Genomic DNA, 16,045 nt, shown 5'->3' with positions numbered 1-16,045 from the left:
TGCAACAAAGCCTCTTAAAGCGGCTAAACAAGCTTTTCAAAAGGCAAAAGAAGCTGAAAAATTAGGTAATATTTCTGAAGCTACTAATTATCTTAATAAAGCATCAGAAGAATTAGAGAAAGTTAAAGCTTTAGATGTTGGTAGTTATAAAGATTTAAAAAGAAGATCTGTTGTTGGAGATAATTTAGATTTAGATCATATTCCTTCTTTTGCAGCATTAAAAAAAGCAAAAGAAAATGAGTTGGGAAGAAAGTTATCACCAAAAGAAGAAAAGATTTTAAGAGATGAAGCCACTACAGTAGCTGTTCCTAAAGACATTCATCTTAATAGTAGAACTTTTGGAGGGAACAATACTAGAAAACAAATAATTGATGATGCAAATAATTTATGTCTAGCTCAACAATGTGATTTAAATAAAATGAGAAATTCATTAATTGAAAAGGGGTATAAAACAAAGGATATTGATAATGTAATTAATGAAATAATCAAAAATAATCATGAAAGGGGAATAAAGTAAAATGTTTGATGGTGATATTACTTGTTTTTTAGATGCACTCGGTGAGCATCAAGGATCTAAAAAAATTTTAGACGCTATAGCAATAATAGGAACTGATTTTGAAATAAATAGTTTGGAATATGAATCAACTTATAATGTGTATTTTCAATTTTTTAAAGGTGGGGTAGATTTTGTTTTTGAAGTAAAAAGTAATCAAGAAATTCTTGAATCAATATTCTTTTTCATAGATGGTGATGATGAGCATATTCCGTATAGATTTAAGAATAGTCTTATAGTGAATTTACCAATATCTTTAAGAAAAGATGATATTGTTGATAAGTTTGGATTACCAGAGAAAAATGGAAAAAATTGGATTAGATATATTCAGAATAATAAATATATACATTTTGAATTTGATGAAAATAATAAGATAAGATTAATTACATTATTTATTTAGAAAGAAATAGTAATGTCATGAATAGAAGCCTATGCCACAGGGAACAACGCTGCCGCAGGAGCAGCTGGGGCGGTTGGCGGTGAATTGGCAGCAAAAATTATCACAGAACAGCTTTACCAAAAATCACCAGACCAACTCACCGAAGCTCAAAAACAAACGGTATCCACCTTAAGCCAACTTGCCAGTGGTTTAGCCGGCGGCTTGATTAGCGACAATACCGCAGGGGCGATTAGTTCAGCAGAAATTGGTAAACGGGCGGTTGAGAATAATGGATTACTTAGTGGACAAGTTTCTGATTTATTTAGAGAGCTGGAAGCAGCGGAGAAAGATAAGCAGCCTATAGAAGAAATTTTTATAAAAGCTAAAGCGCTAAGTGATAAGCAATATAAAGAATTAACAGAAAACTGTACTGATTCTGCAATCTGCCGTTACGGCACAGAAAAAGCATTAGAAGAAGCAAATCAAAAAGCCTTTGAATTGGTAGGGTATTTTAATTCCAAACTAAGCAATTTATCTTATGAAGCTCAAAATAAATTTCTTGAGTTTATTATTGATGAGAACAGTAAAGAATTTAATTTTATTGAAGAAAACAGAACGATTACTGAAAAAGCGATAGTTGGTTTGGTAGAGAGTTTTATTGCTTCTCAACAAGCTCAAGGAATAAAAATATCTCCTAAGATTGCTAGTTTTGCTAAAAAAACGAAACCTACAAATATAATCAGAGCTAATAAACCTGTTTTTGAAAGAGATAGTGATGCAGCAAAAGTTGCTAAAGAATTGGGATATATAAAAACAAATTATAGAACAAAATCAGGTGCAGCTGTATTTAAAAAAGGTAATAGCTATATAACACGAGATGTTGACGGACATAATGGAGGGGCTTGGAAAGAAGCATCAAGCCCTGAGAAATTAAATTCAAAAGAAACTAGAAATGGTACATTTGATATCAATTTAAACAAAATAGGTGATTAAAATGGATAAATTATATGATTTTTATAGAAATATAACTTATTTTGAACAATATGATGAAAACTCATTTATTGGCAGATGGCTAGATTATTCAGAATGGAATGACGTTGAATATTGGAAATTAGAAAAATCTTTATTAGAAATTTCTAATATGTATAGAATAGAAAAAAATGTGTCTACGGATATATTAATGGGAATAATGAGAATAATTCAATTACTTATTGTTCCTAATTGGAATGATTTTAAACCATCTAATATTAAAAATGGCAGTATATATGATAGATATGAAAGATTTAAATACATTATTTCAATGTTATTTAGTGAAAGTAATATTGAAACTAGAGGGTTCTTTTATGATCCCCCCGATTGTGTTATCTGAGAAGTAAAAGCCTATGCCACAGGGAACAATGCCGCAGCAGGCGCTGCGGGTGCGGTCAGTGGTGAGTTAGCAGCAAAACTAATCACAGAACAGCTTTACCAAAAAACACCAGACCAACTCACCGAAGCTCAAAAACAAACCGTCTCTACCTTAAGCCAACTTGCCAGTGGTTTAGCCGGTGGCTTGATTAGCGACAATACCGCAGGAGCGATTAGTTCAGCAGAAATTGGTAAACGGGCGGTTGAGAATAACTATCTATTTAGGCACGAAGCCGAACGACTACAAGAAATTAACAAACAATTAGTTAATATTTGTGCAACAGATGACATTAGCTGTGCAGCTTTACGAAAAGAAAGGGCTGATTTGATACAGATTAGCTTAGAACGAGAGCAAAAAGCAGCACACGCCTGTCAATCAGGTAATCAAGCGATGTGTGTCGATGCAAAAGAAGATGTAGCTAAGGCAGTTCAAAGTTATCCTGATGGAGGGGCTATTCCGTCATTATCAGGGGTAGTTGTTAGTGAAAGTATGAATGTAAAAGGCTTTAGAGATACATTGGATTGTATTGCAGGAAAAGGATGTGTTGAGATTCCAATGCTAGTATTGGGCGGAGCTGTTGGAGCAGGGCTAAGCACAACTAGTACGGGAGCTGCTGCTTTATCTATGGGGAAAGATATTGGCTTGTTAGTTGGGAAAAAAGCAGTTAAGTATCCGTTGCTTACAGAAATGACAGCTACAGCCATAGCTAATACAGGTTATCAGCTCACACAAGACCAAGCTTACGATCCATATAGTTTATTACAAGCAGAACTTTCTACAGTTTTAACACGAGGTAGAACATTAGGACAGCAAATTAGTATTAATATTGGAATTAGTTCAATGGCAACACAAAATTCAGAAGATTATGGTTGGAATGCTTTTGGTGCGGTTGCTGGTACATTAGGGACTTCAACAATAAATAAAGTTAATTTAAAAAATCCATTTTTAAATTCCATTTCATCTGGATTTGCTAGTGAAATATTAGGTGATTCAGAACTATTAAAAAAACAATTTAATAATACTAATAAGGCAAATAATGACAGCAAATAATTTTTATACTTCTTGTTTTAAATATTTTATCTGTATATATTTTCTTTTTTTATTGAAATATATTCTTTTTACAATAAGAATATATGTGGAAGAAGGTATTATTTTTTGGGAATGGTATTTTCTATATGATAATTTAAAGACTACTTTAGTAATATATATACCATATTTTTTTATTAGTTTTTGTAGGTATAAATATCATTTAAAAAAGAAGTACACTAGGAATTTCCATAAGTAAAATCAAATAGCGAATGGATTAGCCGGCGGGTTAATTAGCGACAGTACCGCAGGGGCGATTAGTTCAGCAGAAATTGGTAAACGGGCGGTTGAGAATAACTCCCTTTCTGAAAAAGAGATTGCTATTCTAGAAAAACTTGCTCAGAAAAAAGTACTAACACCAGAGGATGTTGAACGTATTACGAGCATCAAAATGAAAGATAAAGTCTCTGATGCCTTGCTGACTAAATATCAGAAAGACCCAACATCATTAACCCCACAAGAATATCAACAACTCATGTATTGGGTGAATGAAGCGGCAGCTTGGCAACCTGAAACCGCCAAGAATATTTTAAAAATGGATGTGACAGGACCTGCAATAGAATATTCAAACCCTGAATTAGATAAGAAATACCAAGCTGCACATAGGATTTACAGTTCATTAGATTATCAATTTGGTAAATCCACTTTAGAGGGATTGGCGGTGCTTGGGAATAGTGGTAACGCAATAATTAAAGGGGTTACTACTGTTGAAACGCTTGCTAGAGGGATCAGTGATAGAGCCTTTATCACTGCTCTGCAAGCTGAAAAAGCGGTGAATAAATTATCACCTCTTATAAGTGAGGGTATCTATTATTCTTATAATCCTTATTCTACTGCAATGACCAAATCTATCGGTGAAGGGATTGAAAGTATTTCTAAAATCACGCCAAAACAATATTTCAATGGAGTGTTAATTGGTTCAGGAACGAATATAGGTGCTCAATATCTTGTTAATGGAAAAATAGATTATAGTGAGGCTCTAAAAGCAGGTTTTTCTGCACCTTATTTAATTTATACACCAACAGGAACCTCATTAATTTTAGGAAATGCTTTAACAGCAATAGATACTAAATTAAGTAATAATGGCAATACTTATTTAGAAGATCAAAATAATTATTTAAAAAATACGATTGGAGGAAGTTTTATTCAAAATATATTACCTAATAGCATTAGGAATGAACCTTTAGGTATAAGTATAGGCAATTTTTCTGGTGAGTTAATAGATAAATTAACTGATAAAAAGGAAAATAAGCAATGAATATATTAACAAGATTAAGAAAAACTTTTGGTTATGCATTAGGATGTATTCTCCCATTACAAGGTATGATTTGGTTTAGAAATTATATGGAAAAAAATATTATTGATCAGACAGATCTTTTTTTTAGTAAAGAATATCTATATATTAATCTTAAATTCCTTTTATGGATGTGGTTAATACTTTTTGTATGGTCATTTACTGATGATTTTTGGAAGTTAATAAAAAAACAATAATTTTATAGGTAGAATATATGAGAAAATTAGAACTTATAAAAGCTAGTTTTTATAGAACTATATTTGTATGGATTTTATCCCCTTTTGTAATATGGATAATGTTATATATAAGAACAGGTATAGTAGATCATATAAAGTTTTTTATTAACTATGAATATCTGTTCATTATGATAAAGTATTTCTTTATCCTTTATTTCTTTATTTTTATGTTTTCTTATAGTGAAGATTATAATAGAAAAATTTATAAACTAATGTTAATAATAATGTTGGCTTTTTCTTACTGGATTGTTAAATATAAAATTAATTAAGTAAATCAAAGATATTTAGAATTATTCTTACCGTACACTAATGAAATAGATATAGATTAGAATAAACATCTACCTAGAGAGATTCTGATTGCAGGAACAGTTTCAACGGGGTTTGATGTTTATAATGATAAATTTACGCCTGAAGGGGCTATGATGAATTATGTTTTAAGTGGGATCACGGCAGGAAAAAGTCTATCAAAACAATTATCTATTAATACAATTTATCAAGGTATTGTATCTGCAAATGATAATACCTTGAATTGTCAAACTAAGTGCAACACTTTATCAAAATAGACCTCATAAGGTGTTTTCCAATTTAAACATTTGCGTGGTAGGTGATTAAGTTTATCGACCACCACCTGTATCTGCCCCTCTGAAACGAGCGTCATATCCATACCTTTCGGGAAATACTGTCGCAACACCCCATTAGCGTTTTCATTCGTTCCCCGCTGCCAAGGCTGATGTGGAGGTGGAAAATAAAATTCAACATCAAGCGCTGATGTCACCTGCTGATGTTTGGCAAATTCTTTTCCTCTATCGGGCGTAATGCTCTTGAGCGATTGATTTCTCAATGCTGTTTCCATCGCCTTAAGCGATCACCTAGGTACAATACCAACTTCAGTCCATCTGATTATTGTCCAACTTTTCGAAGCAAGATCAACCTGATCGCTTTTTTATTATTCGCTGCCATTTAACCGTTCAACTTCAATATCTACAGTAAGATTCTCCAATGAAGGTAACATCTTCGTATTTTTTACTGATAATGATTGAAATCTCTCTACCTTACCAAATAATCCTCGTTGCCCAGAAAACGAAGTAACTGTATCGTTATATTGTTTCATTACATTAGATAAATTATTACCTAATTTTTGCAATCGCTCTGCCACAATACAAACTTGGTTATAAATATCACCTGCTTTATCACTAATTTCACGCGCTTCTTTATTCCCTTTTTCAATTCGCCACAAGTTTGCTATTGTACGTAAAATTGGCATTAATGTAGTATAAGAAACTAATACAATATTTTTCTCATAAGCACTATTAAATAAATTTTGTTCTTGTTTCAACGCTTCAATGTATGCGGGCTCAATCGGAATAAACATCAATACAAAATCAGGGCTTTGAATTCCTTCTAAATGGCTATAATCTTTCTCTGATAATGATTTAATATGTTGTTTAATCGCTCGAATATGTTCTTGTAGATGCAAATCAACTTGCTGTTCATCCATCGCAGCAACCGCTTGTTCATAAGCTACTAAAGATACCTTACAATCGATCACAATATGTTTATTATCTGGCAATTTAATCAAAAAATCGGGATAACGGCGATTTCCTTCTTTATCTTTAAAATGAGCTTGTACCAAATAGTGTTCATTTGCAATTAATCCTGCCGACTGTAACGCATTCTCTAATTGCATTTCTCCCCAATTCCCTAAAACTTTTTTCTGTCCTTTGAGTGCATTAGTTAAATTATTAGCCTCTTTAGACATATTTAAACCAATATCTAAAACCTTCTTTAATTCCGCCTCTAATGATGCATTACCACGCAACGTTTCAGAGTGGACCTCATTAACACGTTTTTGAAAACTCTCAATTTGCTCTTTAAAAGGCTTTAGCAATGTATCTAGTGCCGTTTGATTTGAGTTAGAGAAACTACGGCTTTTTTCTTCTAATATCTGATTAGCCAATTGTTGAAATTCCAGTGTTAATTGTTTTTTATTATTCTCTAATAATTGTTGTTGCTCACTAAAATGCTTCTCTTTTTCGCTTAAACTAGTTTCTAATATTGCCTGTTGTTGTGAAAGTTGAGTTACTTGCTGTTGATACTCAGTAATTACTATTTCTCTTTTAGTAATCTGTTGTTGCATATATTGTAAATCCTGTGCCAATTTCTCCGCACGAGCAGAAACTTGCCCAAAGCTTTCTCGCAATCTTGTCATTTCACTTATAAGCTGTTGCTGTTTCTCCTGTAAGACAAGAAGTTCATTATCAACTACTTGCTTTTGTATGCTTTTATCTTGCAATAAACTTTCTATACCTTGTTTTTCTGCTTGTAATCGTACTTTTTCTTGTACAGTCATTTGGTATTGTTCGTTTAACAATTCTGTTTTTTTTAATAAATTATTATATTCTCCGGTAGTTTGTACATATTGCAACTGAAAGAACGCTACATTTTTCTTGTATTGCACATTCATAATTGATAGCCCAATACAAATTAGCCCTAATACTACTATTGCAAGGTAAAATCCAATTTCCATTATTGCTCCTTATCTATAACTTTTTTACCAATATTTTACCCTTGAATTTACAATCTAAGTGCAACAAATAAAAAAAGTGTTCATAAGGAAATCCGCTATAATTTATTTTTCGAAAAAATTAAGGACGAAAACTTATGAACACTTATCGCCATCTTACAATAGATGAGCGTGAAAAGATAATGATTTTTCACGCATTGGGACACACGATTAGCAGCATTGCCGTTGCACTTAAACGGCATAAATCCACGATTTCAAGAGAGTTAAAACGCTGTTCAAAGTGCGGCTATACAGCCCCAGTTGGCTCAACAACGTTATCAGCAGAAACGCGCTAAGTGTAAGCCGAACAAGAAGCTAAAAAATACTGCACTGTTTGAGTTGGTAAAGCAGAAGTTCATCGTGGATAACTGGTCGCCCGAGCAGATTTCGCAACAATTGAAGCAAGAAAACAGCCCATATCAAATTAGTTTTACCACGATTTATCGGGCGATAAATGACGGTCTGTTTGATAACGCTCGTAGAACAGCGAAACGCTATCTGCGCCATAAAGGTAATCGGCGTCATCGTGCAAACAGTGTAGAAAAACGAGGCAAAATTATCATTAGCCACGAGTTAAACCAACGCCCACAGGAAGCCAATGAGCGAAGCCGCTTGGGCGATTGGGAAGCGGATACGGTATCAGGGCAGTTTGGCAAAGCCTGTTTGCTGACGTTGAATGATAGACGCAGTCGCTTTCTGATTGCGACGAAGTTATCTTCAAAAAAAGCGGAAGACGTGGTTAAGGCGCTGAAAACAGCATTGAGAAATCAACCACTCAAGAGCATTACGCCTGATAGAGGAAAGGAATTTGCCAAACATCAGCAGGTGACATCAGCGCTTGATGTTGAATTTTATTTTCCTCCGCCACATCAGCCTTGGCAGCGGGGAACGAATGAAAACTCTAATGGGTTATTGCGACAGTATTTCCCGAAAGGCATGGATATAACGCCCGTTTCAGAAGTGAAGATACAGGCAGCGGTCGATAAACTTAATCACCGACCACGCAAATGTTTAAATTGGAAAACACCTTATGAGGTCTATTTTGATAAAGTGTTGCACTTGGTTTGACAATTCAAGCCCATAATCCTACTCCACATTCTATAGTAAAAACCATTAAAAATCACTACAAAGCCACATAAAATAAAAGAACAGACGATCGATACAATTTAACCGCCATTCATTGCGTTTTTGCTTTATCCAAGCCCAAGTATGTTCAATCGGATTAAGGTCAAGACTATAAGGTGGGAACCAGAGAATCGTATGCCCCGTTGCTTCTATCAGCGCTTTTGTATTTGAACCTTTATGAAAAGTTGCATTATCCATGACGATGACACTGTTATCGGGCAGTTGAGGCAGCAATATCTGTTTAACCCAACCATGAAAAACATCACTATTGATACTGCAATCATAAAGCTCCACGGCAAAAAGCTGTTGATTGAGCAATGCACCAATGGCATTACTCTGCTTTTTAAGCTGCCCGTTATATTGACTAAGACAAGGCTTTCTCCTTTGAGCATACCCATGTGGTCTATTATTATGACTTCTGAAACCGCTTTCATCTAAATAAATGATTTTTCTGTCCTCTTTTTCAAACGATTTCAGCTTATTGAGAAATGATGCCCGTTTCTCACTATCTGCTTGAGAAGGCGTTAGCCTCTTTTTTTATGGGTTATCCCTAACCTTTTTAATGCAGTACAAATCGCGTTTTGACTGCAGCCTAAACGCTGTGCCCGCTGCCATTGATAATCGTCTGGATAAGCTTCAACATCGGCTTTGAGAAGCTCGTTATCAAGCTTATACGGTTTAACTATACGTTTCTTGCGCTCAGGATTTTTCTTCCAGCGTTGGATGGTATTAGTACTGAGCTGAAACTCTTCTGCCAACTCTCGAAAGCTTGCACCGCCTTCGAGCTTGGCTAATATCATTTGTCGATAATCTTGTGGTATGCCATGTGCTCATTGTAGCTTATTTAATTGGGTTTTACTATATTTCAGCAATGCAGCTACGCATTCAGGAATCTGATTAGGTGCTGTAATCAAAATTTGTTTATGGCGGTTTAACTCACCTTTGCGTAGTGAAATTTGGCTTTTAGCCACTTTAAATTGCTTACTTAAAAATTTAAGAAGGTGGGCATTTGCTTGCCCATCAATAGGTGGTGCGGTGATGGTTATTTTTAACTCTTCACCATGTAAACCGATAATTTGATCTTTACTGGCTTTGGGCTGCAAATAAATATTTAATAGCAGCCCTTCTGGTGTTTGTTGTACAGCCATTAAGCGATTAGCCAAAGTTGTCCAAAAATATCGAGTAAGACGTTATTTAATAAGATCAAAATAATGCCAAGTACCATTACCGAGAAATCTAACATACCTGTACTTGGTAAGATGCGACGAATCGGCGCTAACAATGGCTCACTGATTTGATAAAGCACATAATCTAATGGATTATTGCCACGACTGAACCAACTCATAATCGCACGTAAGAAAATCGCCCAGAAGATGATTTCGCCCCACGCTTTCGCTACTGAAAGAATACCGAGCAATAATAAATAAGGTAATTCTAATGATAAAGTGCCAGACATTAGCCAATAGAGTAATGGCAATTTCACAGCGCCTAAAATAAAAGCCACCAATAATGCTGCGAAATCAATATTGTATTTCATTGGGATAATTTTACGCAGTGGCGCTAATACTGGCTGAGTTAGTTTTACTAAGGTTTGTGAGAGAGGATTATAAAAATCGACTCGACAATATTGTAACCAAGTCTTAGCAACCAGAATAAAGATATAAACTCCAATAATGGTTTGAATAAGAAATTGCAATGTATTCATTAAATCTCCTATATTTAGATAATTCGTGAAAATTGCTGACGTTTTGCTTGTTGGCGCGAATAAGTATCAAAGCATAAACAGATATTACGAATTAATAAGCGTCCTTTCGATGATACAGTAATCTCGTCATCATCAATTTGTAATAAACCATCTTTAACTAATGGGGCGAGTAATGCCAAGTCTTCCGCAAAATGTTGTTTAAAATTAATTTGATACTGTTGTTCAATGGTAGCAAATTTCAATTTAAAGTTACAAATCAAGGCTTTAATCACGTCACGACGTAGGCAATCTTCCTGCGTAAGGACTAAACCTTTATGTAAAGCGATACCACGCGTTTCAACGTCAGCATAGTAACTTTTTAGCTCTTTTTGATTTTGCGCATAAGTATCACCAAGTAGGCTGATTGCAGAAACGCCTAAACCAAGTAAATCACACTCTTCTTGGGTGGTATAGCCTTGGAAATTACGATGTAAAACACCATTCGCTTGTGCGAGAGATAATTCATCATCTGGTTTAGCAAAATGATCCATACCGATAAATTTATAACCAGATTTCTGCAAAAATTCGATGGTATTTTGCAAGATAGCAAGTTTGCTTTCCGGTGATGGCAGCATCTCGTCTTTAATCTTTCTTTGCCCAGCAAAACGAGTTGGTAAATGAGCATAATTAAACACGCTTAAACGATCTGGATTCAACTCAACCACTCTTTGTAAAGTGAACATAAAACTATCCAATGTCTGTAATGGCAAACCATAGATAAGATCTAAATTGGTTGATTGAAAACCTAATTCACGCGCGTGTTGCATTAAAGTAAAAATAAATGCCTCATCTTGTTCACGATTAATGGCTTCTTGTACTTCTTTATTAAAGTCTTGTATGCCCATACTGATACGGTTGAAGCCGATTTTGCGTAAGTGATCCAGCATAAATAGCTCAATTTCACGTGGATCCATTTCGATACTAATTTCTGCGTTATCACTAATGGTGAAATGGTCACGCAGCATCGACATTAAACGTGCAGATTGTTCTTCAGTGAGATAAGTTGGTGTGCCACCACCCCAATGAATTTGCGTTACAGTACGTTGAGCAAAAAGTGGCGCACGAGTGCGTATTTCTTTTTCTAAATAATCGAGATAGATGTCCGCTTTATGTTGATGACGAGTGATAATTTTATTACAAGCACAAAAATAACAAAGTTTATGGCAAAAAGGGATATGAACATATAACGATAACGGACGCTCAGGATAACGTTCTGCAGCCATAATAAAGTCATCATTGTTATACACTTCATTGAATTCCAATGCGGTTGGATAAGAAGTATAACGAGGTCCTGATTGGTTATATTTACGAATCAGGTCATGATCCCATAAAATTTCGGACATAATATAATTTCCCACTAAATAACTTATTTGATTCCCTCAAGTAATTGAGGTAACTCCAATTTAATTTGTTGTTCTAATTTGGCTTCCGTGCTTTCCCTGGTTAAATCTAGTCTCATTCTTTCTTTTTTTATTAAGCTTTTGCGTTCATCTTTAATCGGCATATCTCTTACAGTGAGATACAGCTCATGCATTGCTGGAAAAGCATTCAGTTGAATTTTCCCATAAGCTTCGAGTAATGGTTTTAAACGTAATACACCTTCTGAATGATTGCATTCATCAGTGAGCATTGCGTTCGCAATGATTTCAATACTTTCTTGCAAACGCGCTAAACGCTGCGCATAAGCTTGTTGTAATAATTGCTTCTGTTTCCTTATTTTTATCAATAACCAAATAAGGTAACCAGTCATTGCTGCGGTAATCACAATACCAATAATGAATAAGATAATAGGAAGATTCATAATTATTTAAATTGATTGATGTTGATTTTTTCGAATTGTTGATAAAGATCTTGTTCCTCATCATCTTCAATGCCAAGTTGTTGCATTAGTTCTTCGATTCTATCTAAGCACTGATCAACAAATTGTTGATCCTGTTTAGACAGTGTGATCCCAGCATCCAATTGATCAAGCAATTCATTTAAGGCTTCATTATTTTCTAACTCAAATAACTCTTGTTCTGGCGAGATAGTTTTGGCTTTCACCTTAATTTCATCGCTTGCAGTTGTCTGCTGTATTGGCTGGCGATTAATTTCTTCAACAATAAGTGGAATTTTTTTACGACTGCCAATACGAGGATCTTTTACTTGTGTTGGTTGTGAAACTTGTTTCTCAGTATTCGTAGCATAACGGTTACCTGCTGGGCGACCTTTATGTTTTTTCTTACGTTTTTCTTCCCAAGCTCTGTTATCTAATTCATAACGCGTTGGTTTTTTCCCTTTTTTAGCAATAGCAGGCTCTTTTTTATCCTGTTTGCGCGTAGGCATTAAATCACTAATTTTTCTTGTTTTCTTTTGGCGACTCATAATAAAAAATGAATAATAATTGGTTATAGAATGGTTATATAGGTTGTGATTATAACATTGAATTGTAAAATTTAGCATCTACTGCTTGAGGTATATTGTGTTAATTCCATTGAAGTAAAAGGATAGAGAAATGAAAAAAATATTATTTGTTGCATCGGTTTTATTATTAGCAGCTTGTGCAGGAAAAACGCCGCCTAAACCAGTGATTGATCTTCCAGAACAACAAATTGTACAAACCTCTTATGCACCAGCTTATGAAGCTACTCAACAAACTTATCAAGGACGTGTAAATGAGAAATTTTATGTTGATTCGTTTGCCCATGGAGTAGTGGATTGGTTCAATGGTAAATATAAACAACCCATTTCAGAACTTAAGCACCAGTTATATGATCAAGGTAGAGGATTTGATGCCTATATCTATGATTATTATAGCGGAATGATTTTTGCCGCTGATTTGCAAAGTAATTTCCAACGCTTGCACTGTTGGCAAGGTGTTGATGTTCCAAGCTTACAGCAAGGTATTTATGATGCATTGCGTGATTTACAAGCACAACGTAGCGCTAAGAACAGCACTTGGATTGCACAAGGTAGCGAAAAATTTGCCCAACAGTGCCGTCCTTAAACAGCATTATTAGTAGCTGAATTACTAAGAAAAGAGATTATCTATCCTAAGGTATTTTCTAGGATTTAATGGGCTTTTCTGCTATAATCTTGCCTAATTTTTTGAGTAAAACTAGAGATAAAAAATATGTCAGAACAAACGTCAAATTCTTATGATTCATCAAGTATTAAAGTGCTGAAAGGGCTTGATGCAGTACGTAAACGTCCGGGTATGTATATCGGGGACACAGATGATGGTACCGGGCTGCATCATATGGTATTTGAGGTTGTCGATAATGCGATTGATGAAGCATTAGCAGGTTACTGCAAAGATATTGTCGTGACAATTCATGAAGATAATTCTGTGTCGGTGCAAGATGATGGTCGTGGTATCCCTGTTGGTATTCACCCGGAAGAAGGTGTATCTGCTGCAGAAGTGATTATGACTGTGCTTCATGCGGGCGGTAAATTTGATGATAATTCTTATAAAGTATCTGGTGGTTTACATGGTGTTGGCGTATCAGTCGTTAATGCGTTATCAGATAAATTGCAATTAACGATTCGCCGTGAAGGTCATGTTCATGAGCAATTTTATCACTTAGGTGTGCCGCAAGCGCCGTTAGCAGTCATTGGTGAAAGTGATAAAACGGGAACAACAGTACGCTTCTGGCCTAGTGCAACCATTTTTAGTAATGTTGAATTTCAATATGAAATCTTAGCAAAACGTTTAAGAGAACTCTCTTTCCTTAATTCAGGTGTATCAATTAAATTGTTTGATAAACGTACTGATAAATCTGATCACTTTCATTACGAAGGTGGAATTCAAGCGTTTGTTGAGTATTTGAATCGCAATAAAAATCCAATTCATCCAAAACCATTCTATTTAATGACTGAAAAAGACGGAATCGGTGTGGAAATTGCTTTGCAATGGAACGATGGTTTCCAAGAAAACTTATACTGTTTCACTAATAATATTCCGCAACGTGATGGTGGTACGCATTTAGCTGGTTTCCGTGGAGCGATGACCAGAACGCTAAATAACTATATGGAAAAAGAGGGTTACAACAAGAAAACGAAAATTTCAATGGCTGGTGATGATGCGCGTGAAGGGTTAGTTGCTATTGTTTCTGTTAAAGTCCCAGATCCAAAATTTTCATCACAAACTAAAGATAAATTAGTTTCTTCTGAAGTGAAAGGTGTTGTGGAATCGACTATGGGCGAGCGTCTACAGGAGTATTTATTAGAAAATCCAACGGATGCGAAAATTATTGTCGGTAAGATTATTGATGCGGCACGGGCTAGAGAAGCAGCTCGTAAAGCGAGAGAGATGACTCGTCGTAAAGGCGCATTGGATTTAGGTGGCTTACCAGGTAAATTAGCAGATTGCCAAGAGCGTGATCCAGCGCTTTCTGAACTTTATATTGTGGAGGGTGATTCTGCAGGTGGTTCAGCAAAACAAGGTCGTAATCGTAAAAATCAAGCGATTTTACCGTTAAAAGGAAAAATCTTAAACGTTGAAAAAGCGCGTTTTGATAAGATGCTTTCTTCACAAGAAGTGGCTGCGTTAATTACTGCGTTAGGCTGTGGTATTGGTCGTGATGAATATAATCCGGATAAATTGCGTTATCACAATATCATCATTATGACGGATGCTGATGTGGATGGTTCACATATCCGTACCTTGTTATTGACTTTCTTCTATCGTCAAATGCCTGAACTGATTGAGCGTGGTCATGTTTATATTGCCCAACCACCGCTTTATAAAGTGAAGAAAGGTAAGCAAGAGCAATATATCAAAGATGACGATGCGATGACACAATATGAATTGGCGATTGCTTTAGATGGTGCTGCATTGTTTGTTCATGCTGATGCACCAGCAATGCAAGGTTTACCATTAGAGAATTTAGTCGCTGAATATAATCGTGTTAATAAGATGATTCAGCGTGTTTCACGCCGTTATCCAGCCGCAATTTTACAAGCATTAGTTTATCATCCAGATTTAGATAAAACTTTGATGCAACAAGAGCAAGCTGTACAACAATGGGTAGATAGTTTAGTAGATACCTTAGCGAAAAAAGAGTTGCATGGTAATCATTATGCAGCGAAGGTGCAGTACAACGCGGAACGTCATTTGTATGAACCGGTAATTACTGTTCGTACACACGGTATTGACACTGATTATGCGTTGGACTTCCATTTTGCGGAAGGCAGTGAGTATGCGTTAATTATGAAATTAGGACATCAATTACGCAATCTAATTGAGGAAGGTGCTTATGTAATGCGTGGCGAACGTAAGCAAAATATCAGCAGCTTTGAACAAGCGATTGAGTGGTTGGTGAAAGAGTCACGTCGTGGCTTATCAGTGCAACGTTATAAAGGGTTAGGTGAAATGAACCCAGAACAACTTTGGGAAACTACAATGGATCCTGAAGCGCGTCGTATGTTGAAAGTATCTATTCGTGATGCAGTCGCAGCGGATCAATTATTTACAACCTTGATGGGTGATGAAGTTGAACCGCGTCGTGATTTCATTGAAACCAATGCGTTACATGCGAATTTGGATATTTAATTATTTTAGTTTTTGAGAGAAGAATAACGCCCATCCTTGGGCGTTCAGACCGCTGACAAACCCACCTTTCCAAAATCATTTGGTAAAAGTGGGTTTGTTTTTTTACTTTGTCGCTTTTCTCTTG

Annotated in this window: 16 protein-coding genes and 3 pseudogenes; 10 read left to right on the top strand and 9 right to left on the bottom strand. The window is 35.4% G+C overall.

Annotated elements, in window-relative coordinates; translation table 11 throughout:
- Window positions 1-518: 518 nt before the first annotated feature.
- The 7 genes and pseudogenes from NYR30_RS07960 to NYR30_RS07930 all read left to right on the top strand — a co-directional run bounded on the left by NYR30_RS07960 (window position 519) and on the right by NYR30_RS07930 (window position 4,917).
- Complete coding sequence (locus NYR30_RS07960) at window positions 519-953, top strand: DUF6392 family protein (RefSeq protein WP_302500411.1); 435 nt, start codon at window positions 519-521, stop codon at window positions 951-953.
- An 84-nt stretch (window positions 954-1,037) separates the two neighbouring features.
- Window positions 1,038-1,925: a toxin C-terminal domain-containing protein gene (locus NYR30_RS07955; RefSeq protein WP_302500410.1), complete on the top strand. Its 888-nt coding sequence runs from the start codon at window positions 1,038-1,040 to the stop codon at window positions 1,923-1,925.
- 1 nt (window position 1,926) lies between these two features.
- A complete protein-coding gene (locus tag NYR30_RS07950; protein WP_302500409.1) occupies window positions 1,927-2,301 on the top strand; it encodes an Imm41 family immunity protein in 375 nt (124 codons plus the stop codon).
- An 81-nt stretch (window positions 2,302-2,382) separates the two neighbouring features.
- A complete protein-coding gene (locus tag NYR30_RS07945; RefSeq protein WP_302502464.1) occupies window positions 2,383-3,390 on the top strand; it encodes a VENN motif pre-toxin domain-containing protein in 1,008 nt (335 codons plus the stop codon).
- Between the two features lie 241 nt (window positions 3,391-3,631).
- Window positions 3,632-3,685, top strand: a pseudogene (locus NYR30_RS13715) (hypothetical protein); the annotation flags it as partial.
- Window positions 3,686-3,817: 132 nt separating this feature from the next.
- Window positions 3,818-4,684 carry a hypothetical protein gene (locus NYR30_RS07935; protein ID WP_302500408.1) on the top strand — a complete coding sequence of 289 codons (867 nt, stop codon included), beginning with the start codon at window positions 3,818-3,820 and terminating at the stop codon, window positions 4,682-4,684.
- The gene (locus NYR30_RS07930; protein WP_302500407.1) at window positions 4,681-4,917 is read left to right on the top strand and encodes a hypothetical protein; all 237 of its coding nucleotides are present in this window, start codon (window positions 4,681-4,683) and stop codon (window positions 4,915-4,917) included. Before NYR30_RS07935 ends, NYR30_RS07930 begins: the two co-directional genes overlap by 4 nt.
- Window positions 4,918-5,488: 571 nt before the next feature.
- Here NYR30_RS07930 and NYR30_RS07925 read toward each other — a convergent pair.
- Window positions 5,489-5,815, bottom strand: a pseudogene (locus NYR30_RS07925) (IS30 family transposase); the annotation flags it as partial.
- 87 nt (window positions 5,816-5,902) lie between these two features.
- Window positions 5,903-7,483: a DNA recombination protein RmuC gene (locus tag NYR30_RS07920; RefSeq protein WP_066113343.1), complete on the bottom strand. Its 1,581-nt coding sequence runs from the start codon at window positions 7,481-7,483 to the stop codon at window positions 5,903-5,905.
- Window positions 7,484-7,617: 134 nt separating this feature from the next.
- Here NYR30_RS07920 and NYR30_RS07915 point away from each other — a divergent pair.
- Window positions 7,618-8,587 (top strand): annotated as a pseudogene (locus NYR30_RS07915) (IS30 family transposase).
- A 45-nt stretch (window positions 8,588-8,632) separates the two neighbouring features.
- Here the strand turns inward: NYR30_RS07915 and NYR30_RS07910 are convergent.
- From NYR30_RS07910 to yihI, 7 genes are all read right to left on the bottom strand, one after another.
- Entirely contained in the window at window positions 8,633-9,088 is a 456-nt protein-coding gene (locus tag NYR30_RS07910) for a transposase (protein ID WP_231923841.1), read from the bottom strand.
- Window positions 9,089-9,168: 80 nt separating this feature from the next.
- Complete coding sequence (locus NYR30_RS07905; RefSeq protein WP_269147525.1) at window positions 9,169-9,465, bottom strand: IS630 transposase-related protein; 297 nt, start codon at window positions 9,463-9,465, stop codon at window positions 9,169-9,171.
- A 9-nt stretch (window positions 9,466-9,474) separates the two neighbouring features.
- Complete coding sequence (yggU, locus tag NYR30_RS07900) at window positions 9,475-9,792, bottom strand: DUF167 family protein YggU (RefSeq protein WP_066111768.1); 318 nt, start codon at window positions 9,790-9,792, stop codon at window positions 9,475-9,477.
- A complete protein-coding gene (locus NYR30_RS07895) occupies window positions 9,792-10,349 on the bottom strand; it encodes a YggT family protein (RefSeq protein ID WP_066111770.1) in 558 nt (185 codons plus the stop codon). Before NYR30_RS07895 ends, yggU begins: the two co-directional genes overlap by 1 nt.
- Before the next feature lie 14 nt (window positions 10,350-10,363).
- Entirely contained in the window at window positions 10,364-11,731 is a 1,368-nt protein-coding gene (gene hemN, locus NYR30_RS07890) for an oxygen-independent coproporphyrinogen III oxidase (RefSeq protein WP_066111772.1), read from the bottom strand.
- 23 nt (window positions 11,732-11,754) lie between these two features.
- Window positions 11,755-12,189 carry a DUF2489 domain-containing protein gene (locus tag NYR30_RS07885; protein ID WP_066111774.1) on the bottom strand — a complete coding sequence of 145 codons (435 nt, stop codon included), beginning with the start codon at window positions 12,187-12,189 and terminating at the stop codon, window positions 11,755-11,757.
- Between the two features lie 2 nt (window positions 12,190-12,191).
- Window positions 12,192-12,752, bottom strand: coding sequence for a Der GTPase-activating protein YihI (gene yihI, locus NYR30_RS07880; RefSeq protein WP_066111839.1), 561 nt, complete (start codon window positions 12,750-12,752; stop codon window positions 12,192-12,194).
- Window positions 12,753-12,882: 130 nt separating this feature from the next.
- On the opposite strand from yihI, the gene NYR30_RS07875 reads away from it, so the two are divergent.
- Together NYR30_RS07875 and gyrB are read left to right on the top strand one after the other, a co-directional pair.
- Entirely contained in the window at window positions 12,883-13,374 is a 492-nt protein-coding gene (locus NYR30_RS07875) for an HI_0449 family lipoprotein (RefSeq protein WP_066107341.1), read from the top strand.
- 126 nt (window positions 13,375-13,500) lie between these two features.
- Complete coding sequence (gene gyrB / locus NYR30_RS07870; protein ID WP_066111776.1) at window positions 13,501-15,921, top strand: DNA topoisomerase (ATP-hydrolyzing) subunit B; 2,421 nt, start codon at window positions 13,501-13,503, stop codon at window positions 15,919-15,921.
- Window positions 15,922-16,045 lie beyond the last annotated feature (124 nt).

Source organism: Gallibacterium salpingitidis (assembly GCF_030517105.1).
Taxonomy (GTDB): Bacteria; Pseudomonadota; Gammaproteobacteria; order Enterobacterales; family Pasteurellaceae; genus Gallibacterium; species Gallibacterium salpingitidis.
Note: the sequence above shows the minus strand (reverse complement) of the source record. Positions and strands in the feature narration are given on the sequence as shown.

Excerpts from the sequence above, each read along its gene's own strand:
- NYR30_RS07960 (WP_302500411.1), top strand. The coding sequence starts at position 519 with ATGTTTGATGGTGATATTACTTGTTTTTTAGATGCACTCGGTGAGCAT.
- NYR30_RS07950 (WP_302500409.1), top strand. The coding sequence starts at position 1,927 with ATGGATAAATTATATGATTTTTATAGAAATATAACTTATTTTGAACAA.
- NYR30_RS07935 (WP_302500408.1), top strand. The coding sequence starts at position 3,818 with ATGAAAGATAAAGTCTCTGATGCCTTGCTGACTAAATATCAGAAAGAC.
- NYR30_RS07930 (WP_302500407.1), top strand. The coding sequence starts at position 4,681 with ATGAATATATTAACAAGATTAAGAAAAACTTTTGGTTATGCATTAGGA.
- NYR30_RS07920 (WP_066113343.1), bottom strand. The coding sequence starts at position 7,483 with ATGGAAATTGGATTTTACCTTGCAATAGTAGTATTAGGGCTAATTTGT.
- yggU (WP_066111768.1), bottom strand. The coding sequence starts at position 9,792 with ATGGCTGTACAACAAACACCAGAAGGGCTGCTATTAAATATTTATTTG.
- NYR30_RS07895 (WP_066111770.1), bottom strand. The coding sequence starts at position 10,349 with ATGAATACATTGCAATTTCTTATTCAAACCATTATTGGAGTTTATATC.
- hemN (WP_066111772.1), bottom strand. The coding sequence starts at position 11,731 with ATGTCCGAAATTTTATGGGATCATGACCTGATTCGTAAATATAACCAA.
- NYR30_RS07885 (WP_066111774.1), bottom strand. The coding sequence starts at position 12,189 with ATGAATCTTCCTATTATCTTATTCATTATTGGTATTGTGATTACCGCA.
- yihI (WP_066111839.1), bottom strand. The coding sequence starts at position 12,752 with ATGAGTCGCCAAAAGAAAACAAGAAAAATTAGTGATTTAATGCCTACG.
- NYR30_RS07875 (WP_066107341.1), top strand. The coding sequence starts at position 12,883 with ATGAAAAAAATATTATTTGTTGCATCGGTTTTATTATTAGCAGCTTGT.
- gyrB (WP_066111776.1), top strand. The coding sequence starts at position 13,501 with ATGTCAGAACAAACGTCAAATTCTTATGATTCATCAAGTATTAAAGTG.